This window comes from Clostridium sp. AF37-5 (assembly GCF_003477605.1).
Classification (GTDB): Bacteria; Bacillota; Clostridia; order Lachnospirales; family Lachnospiraceae; genus Eubacterium_F.
Window position 1 is genome coordinate 124,084 of record NZ_QUDR01000005.1, and the last position, 13,723, is coordinate 137,806.

Annotated in this window: 14 protein-coding genes; 2 read left to right on the plus strand and 12 right to left on the minus strand. The window is 38.8% G+C overall.

The window, feature by feature from the left end; translation table 11 throughout:
- Window positions 1-384: 384 nt before the first annotated feature.
- The 6 genes from DW019_RS05045 to DW019_RS05070 all read right to left on the minus strand — a co-directional run bounded on the left by DW019_RS05045 (window position 385) and on the right by DW019_RS05070 (window position 4,629).
- Window positions 385-822: a GNAT family N-acetyltransferase gene (locus DW019_RS05045; RefSeq protein ID WP_118442725.1), complete on the minus strand. Its 438-nt coding sequence runs from the start codon at window positions 820-822 to the stop codon at window positions 385-387.
- Window positions 823-856: 34 nt separating this feature from the next.
- Window positions 857-1,543, minus strand: coding sequence for an HAD family hydrolase (locus DW019_RS05050; RefSeq protein WP_118442726.1), 687 nt, complete (start codon window positions 1,541-1,543; stop codon window positions 857-859).
- A gap of 121 nt (window positions 1,544-1,664) precedes the next feature.
- Window positions 1,665-2,411 carry a class I SAM-dependent methyltransferase gene (locus tag DW019_RS05055; protein ID WP_117478069.1) on the minus strand — a complete coding sequence of 249 codons (747 nt, stop codon included), beginning with the start codon at window positions 2,409-2,411 and terminating at the stop codon, window positions 1,665-1,667.
- Between the two features lie 53 nt (window positions 2,412-2,464).
- The gene (locus tag DW019_RS05060; protein WP_117478070.1) at window positions 2,465-3,064 is read right to left on the minus strand and encodes a YitT family protein; all 600 of its coding nucleotides are present in this window, start codon (window positions 3,062-3,064) and stop codon (window positions 2,465-2,467) included.
- A 282-nt stretch (window positions 3,065-3,346) separates the two neighbouring features.
- Entirely contained in the window at window positions 3,347-3,559 is a 213-nt protein-coding gene (locus DW019_RS05065; RefSeq protein WP_118442727.1) for a helix-turn-helix transcriptional regulator, read from the minus strand.
- 194 nt (window positions 3,560-3,753) lie between these two features.
- On the minus strand, window positions 3,754-4,629 hold the full coding sequence (locus DW019_RS05070; protein WP_117478071.1) for a helix-turn-helix transcriptional regulator: 876 nt from the start codon (window positions 4,627-4,629) through the stop codon (window positions 3,754-3,756).
- A gap of 417 nt (window positions 4,630-5,046) precedes the next feature.
- On the opposite strand from DW019_RS05070, the gene DW019_RS05080 reads away from it, so the two are divergent.
- Window positions 5,047-5,274: a DUF6061 family protein gene (locus DW019_RS05080; RefSeq protein WP_008119346.1), complete on the plus strand. Its 228-nt coding sequence runs from the start codon at window positions 5,047-5,049 to the stop codon at window positions 5,272-5,274.
- Window positions 5,275-5,382: 108 nt separating this feature from the next.
- Here the strand turns inward: DW019_RS05080 and DW019_RS05085 are convergent, their stop codons facing one another.
- Both DW019_RS05085 and DW019_RS05090 read right to left on the minus strand, forming a co-directional pair.
- Window positions 5,383-8,181 carry a chitobiase/beta-hexosaminidase C-terminal domain-containing protein gene (locus tag DW019_RS05085; RefSeq protein ID WP_118442728.1) on the minus strand — a complete coding sequence of 933 codons (2,799 nt, stop codon included), beginning with the start codon at window positions 8,179-8,181 and terminating at the stop codon, window positions 5,383-5,385.
- A 278-nt stretch (window positions 8,182-8,459) separates the two neighbouring features.
- On the minus strand, window positions 8,460-8,852 hold the full coding sequence (locus DW019_RS05090; protein WP_207663920.1) for a hypothetical protein: 393 nt from the start codon (window positions 8,850-8,852) through the stop codon (window positions 8,460-8,462).
- Between the two features lie 82 nt (window positions 8,853-8,934).
- On the opposite strand from DW019_RS05090, the gene DW019_RS05095 reads away from it, so the two are divergent.
- Window positions 8,935-9,654, plus strand: a complete 720-nt coding sequence (locus tag DW019_RS05095; RefSeq protein WP_118442729.1) for a DUF6062 family protein — start codon at window positions 8,935-8,937, stop codon at window positions 9,652-9,654.
- Here DW019_RS05095 and DW019_RS05100 read toward each other — a convergent pair whose 3' ends face one another.
- From DW019_RS05100 to hisA, 4 genes are all read right to left on the minus strand, one after another.
- The gene (locus DW019_RS05100) at window positions 9,655-10,500 is read right to left on the minus strand and encodes a DUF2225 domain-containing protein (protein WP_022376896.1); all 846 of its coding nucleotides are present in this window, start codon (window positions 10,498-10,500) and stop codon (window positions 9,655-9,657) included. It lies immediately after the preceding gene.
- Between the two features lie 26 nt (window positions 10,501-10,526).
- A complete protein-coding gene (locus DW019_RS05105) occupies window positions 10,527-12,188 on the minus strand; it encodes a glutamine--tRNA ligase/YqeY domain fusion protein (RefSeq protein WP_118442744.1) in 1,662 nt (553 codons plus the stop codon).
- Between the two features lie 73 nt (window positions 12,189-12,261).
- Complete coding sequence (locus DW019_RS05110) at window positions 12,262-12,750, minus strand: cell wall hydrolase (RefSeq protein WP_182431046.1); 489 nt, start codon at window positions 12,748-12,750, stop codon at window positions 12,262-12,264.
- Between the two features lie 184 nt (window positions 12,751-12,934).
- Window positions 12,935-13,708, minus strand: coding sequence for a phosphoribosylformimino-5-aminoimidazole carboxamide ribotide isomerase (gene hisA, locus DW019_RS05115; protein ID WP_022376893.1), 774 nt, complete (start codon window positions 13,706-13,708; stop codon window positions 12,935-12,937).
- Between the last annotated feature and the right edge of the window lie 15 nt (window positions 13,709-13,723).

The following is a 13,723-nucleotide window of genomic DNA, read 5'->3' on the forward strand; positions in this document are numbered from 1 at the left end:
ATTGATTGTTCATTATTAGAATATCATAAGCTGACATCAACATCAAGTTTTTTAGAAATATAGAAAACAAAAACTGTTAGGTTGACTTAATTCTAAAAAAATCTTTCTACGGTCACCCAATTTTCTCTCTTGCGTTGACTTGTTTATACTTTTTTCTATATAAAGTCAACTTCTACGAGGTCTAAGTTGACCTAAATTTGCATAATTACAAATACAGTCATTTATTTTTTCGATTTTTATGACCTATTTAGCAAAATATGATTTTCCAGTCAACTTTTGTCTAAAAAATGGTTGACCGAATTTTCGATTTTGAAAAATCCAGTCAACCAGTCACAACCTAAATTAACATTACAAGAATACCAACAACAGGTACAAACACCTGATTTATTCTATCCATTGTACAAAGGCTGTTTTATCGGAACAATTATACCCCGCACTTTTATAAAACTCCATAGTTGATTCCTTTTTGGAACCTGTGAGTAACATCATTTTATAGCAGTTTTCCTTTTTAGCTATTTCTTTAGCATATGCTAAACATTCCGATGCATATCCCTTTCCACGATAATCTTTATGTGTAACAACATTTTCTATAATAGCATACGGTCTTACATTTCTTGTCAAGTTAGGTATGATTACACAAACACAAGAAGATACTATTTTGTTATCCACAACTTTTATAACAATATGATGATTTCTATCCTGAACAATAGTCGACCATGTTCTATTTAATTGCTCTGTCATTTCCGGAACAGTACTTTCATGTAAATGTAAATATAATTCTAATAACCCTTTTAATTCATTTTCGTGTATTTCTCTAATCAATATAGTGCCCCTCCTTTAACTTGTATCACATTCATCATACTAAACATTGTTTTTTAATCAGCTCTATTATATCCATTGGCTTTTCAATATGCTCAAAATCTGTTTTCCTTTGTGCGGGTTGATTTATTCCTTCCTTAAGATACCAAACGGCTTGTACAACTTGCATTCCAAGCCTTTGTGCCGCCTCAAGTTCATTGCTTCCACCATCTCCCACATATAGACAGGCGTCCGCCTCAACACCTAGCCTTTCTATGCATCTTTCAAATATAGCTGGATCTGGTTTTTGTATTCCTTCATCAAAAGATAAGCATACAGCATCAAAAAAAGGATACAAAATACTTTTCTTTATAACCGTTGACTCTTCCGAAAAACAATTATTAATTAATCCAATCATTATTCCTTTTTTCTTTAATGCTCTTAACATTGGAATAATTTCAATATGCAGATGCTCAAAAGCCTCTTCTTTACACCAAATACGCTTTTTCAAAATATAATTCATTTTCTCTTCCGAAAAGCAATTATTTTCTCGAAGTATCTTTTCCAGTAGTTCTTCTAAAGTGATTTTTCCTGTCGTTCTATTTTTTTCTTCTGCACGCCATGTTTCTTGGAATCTTTCTTCTGCAATACCCGCATCTGACGCCATCTGAGTTCCAAAATACAATGGACTATCAAAAAGAGTTATAAGTGTTTCATACATATCAAATATTACTGCTTTTATCACTTGCATCACCTCCGTGTACATATTTGGGCAGGTTTTCGTATAATTTTCCTAATCCTTTCTCATATGCTGCAAGTTCAACATCAATATCCATTACGCCTATCCTCCATAAACAATTTCCGATTCATATATGCGCAATCACCCTTAGTCTGCGGTAATCAGCAATCCACTGACTTCCATTCCAAAGAGACTTTCTCGTTAAATCCTCAACATTTTTAATAACTTCTGTCTGCATCTTTTCCGTCATTAATTCCAAGTCAGAGGCAAAAAACTGTTTCATCCAGTTCGCTAAACCTTTTTCATTATCTTTTAATGGCGTTGGTCTGTCATAATCATATATTTTATCAATAACAAATCCGTTCTTTCTTAATAAGGCAGCAAAATGCTCACTTGTCGGAAAATTAAACTTAGGACTGTATTCATATCTCAAATCCTTGCTCACTCTCATAAATGCATTCTCGATTGTTGCAATATTTCCACTAGCACCAAATTCGCATATCAATAATCCGCCTGGTTTCAATACTTTATGTATATTATTCAACAACGCATTATGGTCTGTTATCCAATGAAAAACAGCATTTGAAAAAACAACATCAAACTGTTCTACAAATGGTAATGCCAGTGCATCACTAACTATAAATTTTATGTCAGGATACTGCTGTTGCGCCCGTTTTATCATGCTTTCCGAACTGTCAACACCAATCACCACTTCTGCCAGCTTCTTTAATTGTACTGTAAGAATTCCGGTTCCGCAGCCCAAATCAAGAATACTTTGATTATTATTCTCAGACACAAACTCTAAAAGTCCCTTTCCATATTCCGCGACAAAATCATGTTTATTATCATATAAAGCTGCATTCCATTCACTCATAAATTTTCATAAACCTCCAATTTACTTTTCCCTCATTATAACACAATCGTGATTCAGATATTAAACACTTTTTTTGTCTTTGATACTGTAAACTGAATAACCGGTCCCGACAGAATAATTGTCAAAATAGTACATAACCCAAACTTTCCGCCAAGAATAACTCCAATAACAACCATCACAATATCAAGTATCATTCGCACAGCTTTTACCTGCCAGCCATTCTTATCTGCAAGCGAAAATGTCAATGCCTCATAAGAACCACGCCCTAAAGAAGCTGCCGCATAGATTCCCGTTCCCATTGCAAAAAGGATTATACCCAATAACATGATAAGTGCATTTACCCACAAATGCGCACTGTACACATGTATATTTGCAAATAAATCAACACAAAAGCTATATACAATCTGATATAAAATTGTACCAATATGTATCTGTGATCTGTCGTAGGAAAATGCAAATGTAATCATAATTATGGCTACAATCATAGATGCCATACCTATACTTACATGAAAAGTTTCAGAAATACCCTGCCACAAAACGGCAAGAGTTGCACCACCAAACCCAGCATATAAGGCAAGCGTGATTCCATATGCCGCCACCACGGAACCAACCACTATTATAATTATTTTCTTTATCCATTCTAATCTGCTCATTGCCATAACCCCTTTCTGCTTTTGGCACAGCAATTCTTATATTTATAATTTCCCAATAAAATTAAAAGACTATAGACACACTGTTATGTTCAGAAACAGTAAAATCTATAGTCTTCATCCATGCCGAGACAAGCTCTTTATCAATTTAGGTATAATAATAAATATATTATTCTTTTTTGTCAAGATTATATATTTTGGTGTTACAAACTTGAATCTGTCTATTTCATTAAGCCACCATGAAAATAGCATTCATATACCTTTTCATTATTACAATAAATCTGTTCATAGCCTTGAAACTATGTAAAATCTCCTACAACAATCTACTGTCACATTAAACAAATTGCTGATCTGAATAAAATTCGTAATCTCTGGATATACCTGTCCCGATTCCCATTTGGCTACAGCTTGCCTTGATACTGATAATTTTTCTGCCAGTTCTTCTTGCGCTAATCCTTTGTTTTTCCGAATCAACTGTAGTTTTTCCGAAAAAATCATTTCTAACTACCTCCAAAATCATCGTACACCAACGCAGAATCTAAGCCAATATATTGCTAGTTGCAATTATGCTACTTATATTATACATAAACACCATCTTAACGTCTTAATTTTCGAATATTCGGATTGACATTTTTTCTACCATATTGTATTATCTATTCATAAAAGAAATGGGTTTTGTGCCAAGTAAAGCCTTATGGCTCCAACGGGGTGCTCGTTTCTTTTTTTATATCTAGAATATCATACAAATACATTTTTCCATCGTTTGCATGCCTTATTATCAAAGATGCATGAAATACGTTATATCTTTCAATATCTTCATTATCACCGTATACCGGTAATGCAAAATAAGTATCATATCTATACCAGCCATTCCTTGCACTCCAATTATGTTTCCCCTTATTATTTTCTCTAAAATATCTGCCTGTTGAAATTTCTATCATTTCAGGAATTCCCTGTGTTGCATTCGCTTTAGCCTTTGCAACTGCTCCGTTCAGCCTTTTGGTATATACTGATCCCGAATATTCACTTGGCAGATCAGATCCGATATATATAACATCGCCAGTAGACGCCACCTTATAAAAGTCACCGACATATTCTTTCAAATACGCCCGCACTTCCTTCCAATTGATGGAACGTTTTCCCTTAAACCGGATATCGTTAATCACCACAATATTATTTCCATCAATGTCCTGAATGACAGAAACATTCCTCTGCTGCGATTGGCTACTATCGTTGATTTGCTTGCAGACATCAAGAAGTGCAAGGTAACTGATCATTCTTTGTCTACTCTCTGTATCTGATCGTCGATACAATTCAATTATATAATTTTCATCTGTTACATAATCTATGTAGGCTGTCTGTTCCGCATTTTCTTCGTCGCAAAGCAATTCCACAAGTGTCATATCTAGTGCCTTGCATATAGACACCAGTTTATCCGCCTGTGGATTAATCTGTTTCTTCCGCCAATCACTAATTGTGCTGGTCGCAATACCAGTTCTTCTGGATAGTTTCGTCTGGCTCATATGTAGTTCTTCAAGTCTCGCAAATATTCTCTCATATATCTTCATGATGCAATATTCTTTCCTCTATCTTTCCATTTCCGATTTTTCGGATATTGTATCATGAATAATCTCTTTTATCAATACTGTAACAGACTTACAAATTCCGATTGAGATTTCACCTATTCTAAGGAATTTAATAACTGTTATATTTTGTTACTAAATTTCTCACGAGCCATTGAAAACACTAAGTTTGTGGTAGGTGAACTTTCCCTTAGACTTTCCCTTGTGTTATATCTTCCCACAGGTTTTTACGAACTCTGATAAGGGAAAAAATAAGGGCACAGAGCAGATGTCCAGTGGACATCTGCTCTGTGCCGACCGAAGCGGCAGCGGAGACAAAGAAAATCATATAACACAAAATAAAACTGACATGGTGAACTGATTGAAATGCTTCAATATTTTTTGATTTTAAGGAGACACAACATGAATACCATTTACGCAGAATACAATATGTATCACAACAGCATTGATATCTACACATCTGCTGGATATATGTTACGCATTGACTGTAATAAGGCAGAGGATGGACTAAAAACTACTCCCTGCTCACAATGTTCGTTAAATGCTCTTGCGATTGATGAGCCACTAGAGTATGTTAAGCTATATCTTGATGGAACTATGCAGATGTGGGTAGATGCAGAAGACGCATAAGAATAACACTCTGCATATACCACCATATATACAGAGGGGATAGCCAGCATTTCTTTCGTGCCAGCTATCCCCTTTACTGAATATATATGCCTTGTCTAAAGGCGCATATTATTCATTATCCTTTTTCTTTCTCATATATAACGTTGCCAGTAATCCTATTAATGACGCTCCTAACAAAGAAATCCATAAAGTCAGATGACTATTATCTCCTGTCTGTGGGGCAGTTATATGGTGATTATCACCTGTCTGACTTCCGCTATCATCATTTTTGTTTTTGTCATCATCTTTTGGTGTTTCGCTACCGGAATCATTCTTACTTACTGTAAAGTTTGTACTGGCCGAACCATCTGTCCATACAATTTCAAATGTATGTGTTCCTATAGAAAGTGTCTTCAGGTAGTCTGTCGTTAAGGTAATAATTGTAGAGCCTTCCTTTGCGGTATAATTCTTAGCATCAATAGTGTTTCCATCTATTTTTACACCAACAAACTTGGAAAAATCACCATTTCCTCTGATTGTAATAGTTTCCTCAGTATTCTGCTTCCAATCACTGTTTGCGCCATCCAAAATCTTGTAAGATACAGGGGTTGGAATCGCTTCATAATTTGCTTTCACACTTACTGCTCCTGCTGGCATTACAAATGTTGTTGTGTCACTTGTGCTGCTTGCAAGTGTTATATTTCCACTCTCTATCGTCCACTCCTTAAAACGCTGTCCATTTGGTGCTGTGTTTGCAGTAATCGTTACTGTAGAGCCTTGTGCATAATTTCCTGAACCACTTCCATTCGTTACGGTCACCTCATATTTCGGTACCGGAATCTGAATGGTATAGGTAAATGTCTCTACACTGCTATTCTGCATTCTGTCCTTTACTGCAATTGCTTTGATGGTAGTTGTAATACTCTGTCCTTCTGTTCCTGTTACCGCTATCGGTGCTGTGTACTGTGCTGTTGTTCCGGCAGGTACACCACCGGTAATTGTTGGTTCACTTCCATCGGTAGTATAATAAATCGTTGCTCCTTCTGTGGAAGAAGTAAGTGTTACCGACTGATTCTCTGTATAGGTTCCTGCTGCCAAATTTACTGTCGGAGCACCAACAATGCCTGCCGCACTGATGGTGATGGTAATGGTTGTGGTAAGCGGAATTCCATTATCATCAATACTGTCAGGACATGTTACCGTTCCAGTTAAGATTACGGTCTGCTCGGTTAATTCAGACGGTTCATAGCTTCCGCCTGCCGGTGTAGTGGTGTTCCATGTGACCGATGCACTACTTACCGTATTACCCTCTGTCACAATATTTACCTGCTCCGGCAGATTCATGTCACTATAAGCAGTTCCGTTCGCTACGGTTATCGCCTGTGGTGTCGTGATACTTATCAATCTATCCTTTGCTGTGGCAGGAAAATCATATGTTACCGTAAGTGTTCCGTCCGTATTCTTTGTAATGCTTGTTGCGTTATTACCTGATACGGTAGCTGTCGTGGAATCAATAAATTCGTAGCCTGTAGTTGCTGTAAGTGTAATACTTGCCGTGTAGCTTGTATTGTAACCTGCTGTGGTATCACTTGATGTCCATGTAATCTGTGGTGTGGTGCTGCTTACACCTGTGGTTGCACATGATGCTTCGGTGTCCAATGCAGTATTTGACACCGGAGTTTCAATATCTGTAATTGCTACTGAATGAATTATTTTAATTGTTGTCTCAGTTGCATTGACCGCATAAGTCAGATTTTCCGTACTGTCTGTAGCTTCCAGCCAGATTTTGCAGGCTGATAAATCGATTGATGCCGGTGTATTTGATTCTGCCACAATATCAGATACGTTCACAACATCTGTTCCTGTAATCTTCTTGCTGTAATACCAGTTATTTGTTCCGTCATTGCCCTGCACGACAAGTGCCACGGTTTGTGAGGTAGCACCCTTCACCGCCTTAATATCACCTGTTGTGGTGTTATATGTTGCTGTACCAATATCCTTACCTGTTCCGTCCAGTCTTAAAGTCATCGCCGTACCGTCTGCGATTGTTCTTGCCTCTGCTTTATCAGATGATGCTGCTGTCGCAGCAGATGCGAAGAGCACAGATGACAGATTCAGATTGGAAGCGGGCTGAACTGCGAACTTGGTGCTGACAATGCTGCCGTAGACATACTTGCCCGGATAAGCGACCCACGCAATGTTATCACTACTATCGAGGTCGCTAGGCGAGCGCAGCCAGAATAACTCTCCGCTTCTCCAGTAACTACTCTCGGCAAGTACTGTATTGTTATCACTTCCTACTTTTATGGTTGTATAGGGAAAACCGGCACCATCTGCCGTCAGTGCATACAGCTTGTCTGTGGTGGTATAGATTGTACTATTCAGTATGTCATTTGTTGTCACTGTGGTAGGATTCATCAAGCCCTGCTCTGCTGTGGTGAAGTAAGATGTATTCGTAGCCATATTCTTCAACGCCACTCGAAGGTCACTTGCTCCGTAGTGGTTTTGATATACATCTGATGGATTGGTTTCATATACTCCAAAACTTGAAGCAAAAGTCTTCTTGTTGGAATCATCATCCTCAAACGCCTGCTTTCTTGCTATCGGACTTGCGGCAAAGATGATGGTATTATCTCCTGATACGCCGGTATCCCTTCCTAAGATGTACCATTCCTGCGCAACGCTACTGCTATTTTTACCAAATACCAGCTTGCCGATGGTCGTAGCATCACCATTAGAATCCGGATTAAATGCGGTCATTAACTGGTCCTTCGTGGCATATGCTGTCACACTTGGTTCTGTTCCGGAACCGGTTGCAGCCTGCACCGTATTTGCTCCGCCAGACATAGCAGGAACCAGTCCTGCCACCATAGCAAGGGAAAGAACAAACGCCATGCCTTTCTTAAAATTATGCTTTAATTTTTTCATCTGAATCCTCCTTTGATTTCGTAAATATAGTATTGGAACAGATACGTTTTCTTAATTTCCATGTATGACCATGCTTTAAATTCAAATCAAATTATCCCCCTTATCAGACAGAAAAAAAGGCGCAGTCAGAGTGCTGTGCTGTGCTGTGCTGTGCTGTGCTGTGCTGTGCTGTTAAGATTATCTCTCTGACCGCCATGCCTGTCTACCTCCGTTGCAATATTTCTATAATATTCAGAATAGCAGAAATGTCAGGATTTATCAATCATTTTAATCTGATATTATAGTAATATCGGCTGGATTGGTGTTTCTGCATTGTCATTGGATTTCTTCCAGTCATCAACTTCCTGCTGATACTCTGCATAAGCATTTTGAGATTCCTTGTAGCTTAGATAAAATTCATTCATGTTCTCAATAGCAGAAGTATTATCTGTGTTATCTACCACTATATTGCTTGCAAAATCTGTTTTTTCGGCATTCGTAACATCTGTATGCAGTATCTTATTCCGAATAGCTCTGGCTGCTTCAAGCATCTTCGATATCAGCAGTACAAGCCCCGTAATCGCCATATTAAGTATCAATGCTAATCTTTGAGGTTTGTTCCCATATATTTTAATCGACCTTTTTATCGGTTCTGTGATATGTTCCCTTTTTATCTGTAAAATATCATCCATAGGAACATTGCTTATGATTGCCCTGTCAATCTCCCAATTTCATGTTATAATAAAACAAAAAATTAAAGGAGCAATGACAACCATGCCAGAAATATTATACGAAATCCCAGTCAACGACATTTTTGACCGCCCGTGCGAGTGCCCGGTCTGTGCCATGAAAAAAAAGCTTGATGATGACGAAGTTGCCTTTGCCATGGGTCCTAGCTATATGGAAGATGACATCCGGCTGACCACCGATAAAATCGGATTCTGCGCCCACCATATGCAGATGATGTATGATTTTGAAAACCGCCTCGGTCTCGGTCTGATTCTAAATACCCATATGCAAAACATCATAAAGAATGTCGAAACACTGCAAAAAAAGAAACGGAACGGCTCCAAACACTTATTTGCGAAGGATACCGGTTCCGCTCTCTCCGATTATATCAAACAGACTACAAGTTCCTGTTTTATATGTGACCGTATAAAAAATACTTTCAAACGGTATTTAGTGACCACTTTATATCTGTACGAGAAAGATTCCGATTTCCGTAAGAAATTTAAAAACAGCAAAGGATTCTGTCTCGAACACTATGGTATGCTTTATGACCTTGCACCTTCTCACTTGAGCGGGCAGGTACTTGTCGATTTCACAAGCAATTTAAATGAAATCTTCCTTACAAACTTTAAGCGCGTGCAGGAAGACGTCTCATGGTTTGTCGACAAACACGACTACCGCAACAAAGAGGCCTCTTGGAAAAACTCAAAAGACTCTCTCCCACGTGCTATGACAAAAGTAAACAGTATCTTATCGGAAAATTGATTACTCCGCTTTGCCTTGAAGTTTCTCCTTCAGGGCAAACGCTTTGTCCTTAATACGGCGCTGGGCATTTCTTGCCACTAACACCTTTGAAACATAGCGTTTTGCTTCATCATTTTTACCAATACGTCTTGCCAGTTCTGCGAGCAGATACATCATTGTATACTGGTCCATGCCACACATTGGGAAATCTTCTTTGGAAAATGCTGCTTCAAAGCCATCATAGGCATTCGAGAGCAATTCCTTTTCTTCGTTAATCAGCTCTGTAACTTCTTCTTTTTTGTAATCGCCCTGCATCAAAAGTTCGCGCTTGCCACGGCAGAGCCATGCCATCTTCAGACAGGTGTAAGCACGCTCACTGCTCTTACCGTTTTTCACAACGGTATTCAAAAGTGCCATCTTATGTCTTGTCAGCGCATCATCATATGTGTAAATCTTTCCTGCTTCCGGCTGATAATGGAAGTTCGCAGAAATTTTTTCCTTGATGTTTTTCGCCTGGCTAGACATCACAAAATTAAAATAGCGGTTCAGTGCTGCATAACCACATTTTGGACAAAGAATCGCATCATACTTCAAGGAATCGACTCCCATATAACGCGGACGCAAATCCGAATCGGCACCAACCAAACGCACCTTACCGGTTCTTACCATACGACTCTTAAACTCATGGTCACATACCGGGCAGGTGTAACTCTTGTCAAAAAGCAGGTCTTCTTCGTTTGTTTCTTTTTTGGCATCCTGTTTTGCCGCTTCCTGCTTTTTCTTCTCGCTGTCGCTTTCCTGATACACATCTACTTTTTCAACATTTTTAAAACCTAAATCCTCCAACCCTGCAAAAATATTAGACATCGTCATCCCCCGTTTCCATCTAAATTTTATTTATTGGGACGATAAGAGCTCTTCAACGATACAATGCGATTAAACACCATATGCTCTGCCGTCGTATCCTTTGTATCCACACAGAAGAAACCAGTTCTCATAAACTGGAACTTATCCCCTGGTTTTGCCTCTTTCAGTGCCGGTTCCATATAGCACTCTTTCAAAATTGTCAAGGAATTTGGATTTACATTTATGGAACCATCTTCATTGTAAACCCCTTTTTCTTCGTCAACAATATTTTCATATAAACGTACTTCTGCTTTTGCCGCTGTATCCGCAGCTACCCAGTGAATTGTTCCTTTCACTTTGCGGCCGGTAAAGCCGGAACCGGATTTAGTCTCCGGGTCATACGTTGCATGAACAATCGTTACATTTCCATCTTCATCGGTTTCGTAACCGGTACAAGTCACAAAATAAGCACTCATCAGACGTACTTCATTGCCCGGGAACAGACGGAAATACTTGCGTGGAGGATCAATCTTGAAATCCTCTCTCTCAATATACAACTCTCTTCCAAATGGCACCTTACGTGTACCAAGTTCCGGATTCTCCTGATTATTCGGAACATCCAAATATTCAATCTTTCCTTCTTCGTAATTATCAATCACAAGTTTAACCGGGTCTAACACTGCCATCATTCGTGGCTGAGACATTTTCAAATCCTCGCGGATGCAATACTCTAACATTGCAGAATCCACAGAACTGTTTGATTTGGAAACACCACAAAGTTCCATAAACTTGCGAATGGAAGAAGCCGTATATCCTCTTCTTCTAAGAGCAGTAATCGTAACCAGTCTTGGGTCATCCCAGCCGTCTACAATACCATCTTCTACCAGTTTTTTGATATAACGTTTACCGGTTACCACATTGGTCAGATACATTTTTGCAAATTCAATCTGGCGTGGCGGCACCTCAAACTCACATTCTTTTACAACCCAGTCATAAAGCGGGCGATGATCCTCAAACTCCAGTGTACAAATCGAATGGGTAACACCCTCAATCGCATCCTCAATCGGATGAGCAAAATCATACATCGGATAAATGCACCACTTATCTCCTGTATTGTGATGGTGTAAATGTGCTACACGGTAAATAACCGGGTCTCTCATGTTAATGTTCGGCGAGGACATATCAATCTTTGCACGAAGCACACGGGAGCCATCTTCAAACTCACCATTTTTCATTCCTTCAAACAACGTAAGGTTTTCTTCTACCGAACGGTTTCGGTAAGGACTGTCTTTGCCGGGCTCTTTTAACGTACCGCGGTACTCTCTGATTTCTTCTGCTGACAAATCACAGACATATGCTTTTCCTTTGCGAATCAGTTTCAATGCACATTCATACATATCATCAAAATAATTCGATGCAAAATATACCGGTGGTTTTTCGCCACAAATCCACTCCACATCTTTGCTAATGGAGTCCACAAATTCTTCTTTTTCTTTCTGTGGATTCGTATCGTCAAAACGAAGGTTAAAGGTTCCGCCATATTCCTTTGCCAATCCCTGATTCAACAAAATCGATTTGGCATGTCCAATATGCAGATAACCATTTGGTTCCGGTGGAAAACGCGTAACCACTTTATCATACACGCCCTCCTGCAAATCCTTATCTATTTCATTTTCAATAAAATTTCTTGAAATCACTTCTTCATTCATTCCTGGCATAAAAAAAAGCCTCCTTTGCGTATCTCTCTAAATAATAACACAAAGAGGCTTTTTAGACAAGATTTTATTTGAAATCGTGTCCACCGATGCGAAGTTTTGCATGAGACAGACGCTGACTGAAAAAGTGATACTTACTCATCTTAATCTCTTTTCCCTTATAAGTAACACACTTTTCACCTTCTAAGGCAAGTTTTGCCGCCTGTACACATTTGGCACGGACACCAGATTTATATTTACCCTGGCTGTATTTTTTCATTTCCTTCTGCCATTTACCGGTACGAACCGGAGTAAACTGTCCACGCTGTTTGAGAACACCCTGAATCGAGTTTGGAAAAGCACCGGATTTTTTACGGTTCATCACAACAATTCCTACCGCTGTCTTTCCTGCTTTGCTCTGGTTTCCTGCCTCACAGAAAATAATCGCAGACATCATTTTTAATTCCTTGCTTGTATAACTTTTTTTCTCAGCAGCCTGTGAAGGTGTTGCCCCGATTAAGATTCCCATCAACGCAAAAACCGCCATCATTCGTACTACTAAAGTTTTCAAAAACATGTTTACACTCCTAACATTTTTATTGGTTACAAAATTGTTATCGACTTGCATCGTTTTTGTAACATTTACGTAACAATTGTAACATACTATAACAAAAAATCAACCCTAAATACAAAAAAACCGCCTTCCAAATGCTGGAATCAACGGTTTTTGGTTTGTTTTTACGAAAACTTTTATAATTTGTTTAATTAAATTTTGTAACAATTGTGTCGAATTTGAGCGAACCACCAAACAAATCGAGGGCACTTCCAATCGTATAATTGACTCTGTTTTTTCCTGTTTTTTGAATTTTTTCGATGTCCTCATAACTGCCAATGCCGCCGGCATATGTAATCGGAATTTCACTTTCTTTAGCAAGAATTTTTAACAAATCCTCATCTACACCTGTTCCGGTTCCCTCAACATTTACCGCATGCACTAAAAATTCATCACAGTACGAATGAAGTTTTTCCATCAGTGCTTCATCCAAACACTGATTAGTAAATTTCTGCCACCGGTCGGTTACAATATAATAAGAATCTCCTTTTTTCCGGCAGCTCAAATCCAGAACCACATGCTCTTTTCCCACCGCTTTCACTAATTGCTGCAAACGGTCAAAACGAATCTCTCCGCCCACAAAAACATACGATGTAACAATGACATGGCTTGCGCCAAAATCCAAAAAAGAAGCGGCATTTTCCGCATGGATTCCACCACCTACCTGAAGGGCCCCCTGCCACGCTAAAAGAGCTCCCTTTGCCTGCATAAGGTCTGCTTCATAATAAGGACTGTCCGCCGCATTTAACAAAATAATATGTCCGCCGCGAAGCCCCTTTTCACGATACAAGGCGGCATAATCTGCCGCCTGCATCTCCGAAACAAAATTCTCTTTTGCAAAATCCTTCTCATCTTTTAAACTTCCACCGACAATCTGCTTTACCTTACCATTATGAATATCGATGCATGGTCGAAATTCCATCCTTTTATCCTCTCT

Excerpts from the sequence above, each read along its gene's own strand:
- DW019_RS05110 (WP_182431046.1), bottom strand. The coding sequence starts at position 12,750 with ATGTTTTTGAAAACTTTAGTAGTACGAATGATGGCGGTTTTTGCGTTG.
- DW019_RS05080 (WP_008119346.1), top strand. The coding sequence starts at position 5,047 with ATGAATACCATTTACGCAGAATACAATATGTATCACAACAGCATTGAT.
- DW019_RS05090 (WP_207663920.1), bottom strand. The coding sequence starts at position 8,852 with ATGGATGATATTTTACAGATAAAAAGGGAACATATCACAGAACCGATA.
- DW019_RS05055 (WP_117478069.1), bottom strand. The coding sequence starts at position 2,411 with ATGAGTGAATGGAATGCAGCTTTATATGATAATAAACATGATTTTGTC.
- DW019_RS05100 (WP_022376896.1), bottom strand. The coding sequence starts at position 10,500 with ATGTCTAATATTTTTGCAGGGTTGGAGGATTTAGGTTTTAAAAATGTT.
- DW019_RS05065 (WP_118442727.1), bottom strand. The coding sequence starts at position 3,559 with ATGATTTTTTCGGAAAAACTACAGTTGATTCGGAAAAACAAAGGATTA.
- DW019_RS05085 (WP_118442728.1), bottom strand. The coding sequence starts at position 8,181 with ATGAAAAAATTAAAGCATAATTTTAAGAAAGGCATGGCGTTTGTTCTT.
- DW019_RS05060 (WP_117478070.1), bottom strand. The coding sequence starts at position 3,064 with ATGAGCAGATTAGAATGGATAAAGAAAATAATTATAATAGTGGTTGGT.
- DW019_RS05070 (WP_117478071.1), bottom strand. The coding sequence starts at position 4,629 with ATGAAGATATATGAGAGAATATTTGCGAGACTTGAAGAACTACATATG.
- DW019_RS05105 (WP_118442744.1), bottom strand. The coding sequence starts at position 12,188 with ATGAATGAAGAAGTGATTTCAAGAAATTTTATTGAAAATGAAATAGAT.
- DW019_RS05095 (WP_118442729.1), top strand. The coding sequence starts at position 8,935 with ATGCCAGAAATATTATACGAAATCCCAGTCAACGACATTTTTGACCGC.
- hisA (WP_022376893.1), bottom strand. The coding sequence starts at position 13,708 with ATGGAATTTCGACCATGCATCGATATTCATAATGGTAAGGTAAAGCAG.